At 75.0% G+C, this 1,244-nt stretch carries 2 protein-coding genes; both read left to right on the top strand.

The genetic code is table 11. The features are described from left to right. The coding region (locus AOK23_RS39945) for a sensor histidine kinase (protein ID WP_055717330.1) at positions 1 to 466 on the top strand (466 nt) is incomplete at its 5' end. Between the two features lie 115 nt (positions 467 to 581). Then, on the top strand, positions 582 to 1,244 hold a 663-nt coding region (locus tag AOK23_RS39940; RefSeq protein ID WP_055717329.1), incomplete at its 3' end, for an ADP-ribosylglycohydrolase family protein.

Genomic DNA, 1,244 nt, shown 5'->3' with positions numbered 1-1,244 from the left:
CCGCGCCGTCACCGACCTCGTACGCCTGCTGGCCGAGCTGCTGGAGAACGCCACCACGTTCTCCTCACCCCGGACCAAGGTCCGCGTCACCGCGACCCGTCTGCCCGACGGGCGCGTGATGATCGAGATCCACGACCAGGGCATCGGCCTCACCGCCGAGGACTTCGCCGACGTGAACCACAGGCTGGCCGAGCCGCCGACGGTGGACGCCGCGATCTCCCAGCGCATGGGCCTGTTCGTGGTCGGCCGCCTCTCCGACCGCCACGGCATCCGCGTCCAGCTCCGCCCCTCCGGCGAGCAGGCCGGCACGACCTCCCTGGTCATGCTCCCGAGCGACCTCACCGGCGGAGAAGGCGCGCCCGAGCCCCCGGACGCCCTCACTCCCGCCCCTGCCGGCCCGGTCGCCCCTGAACCGCCCTTCCCCGGCGAGGACTTCACCTCCCCGCACACCGGGTGGCAGAGCTGACGTCGGCCCCACGGACACCGAGGCCGGCTTTCGACGGCCTCGCGGGCCCCGTCGGACCCTGAGCCCTGGGGAAACCCGAGTGCCGGGGCGCGGTCGGCGCTGTGATACTGCTCCGATGATCGACGTCCCTCCCGCCGCCCTGGACTCGTTGTACGGCCTCGCCTTCGGAGACGCCTTCGGCGACCGCTGGTTCGGCATTCTGCGCCGGGACGGTGACGCGGCCCTCGCAGCGCGGACGTTGCCCCGGGAGCACCCGTGGCGGTGGAGCGACGACACCGCCCAGGCGCTCGTCCTCGTACGGGAACTCGCCGAGGGCGGCGGCACCGTCGACCAGGACCGCCTCGCCCTGCGTCTCGCGGCCGCCTACGCCGCCGACACGCACCGCGGCTACGGGGCCTCGATGCACGACGTGCTGCGCCGGATCGGCGCGGGCGAACCCTGGCGCGAGGTGGTGGCGGGTCAGTTCGGCGGCCAGGGTTCCTGGGGAAACGGTGCGGCCATGCGTGCCGCTCCCCTCGGCGCCTGGCACGCCGCCGACCTCGACGTGGTCGTCGAGCAGGCCGCCCGGCAGGGCATGGTCTCCCACCACCACCCGGAGGCGGTCGCCGGAGCGGTGGCGGTCGCCCTCGCCGCCGCACACGCGACGCGCAGCCGGGGCGGGCCCCGCCCGGCGCGACCGGACTTCCTCAGGGCGGTCGCCGAACGGCTGCCCGACAGTGACGTCCGGTCGGGGGTGCTGGTCGCGGCCCGCATGCCGGACCACACCTCGGTCCGGCAT

Origin of the sequence: Streptomyces torulosus, assembly GCF_001419765.1 — a bacterium.
Taxonomy (GTDB): Bacteria; Actinomycetota; Actinomycetes; order Streptomycetales; family Streptomycetaceae; genus Streptomyces; species Streptomyces torulosus.
This window is presented reverse-complemented; position numbering and strand designations above follow the sequence as displayed.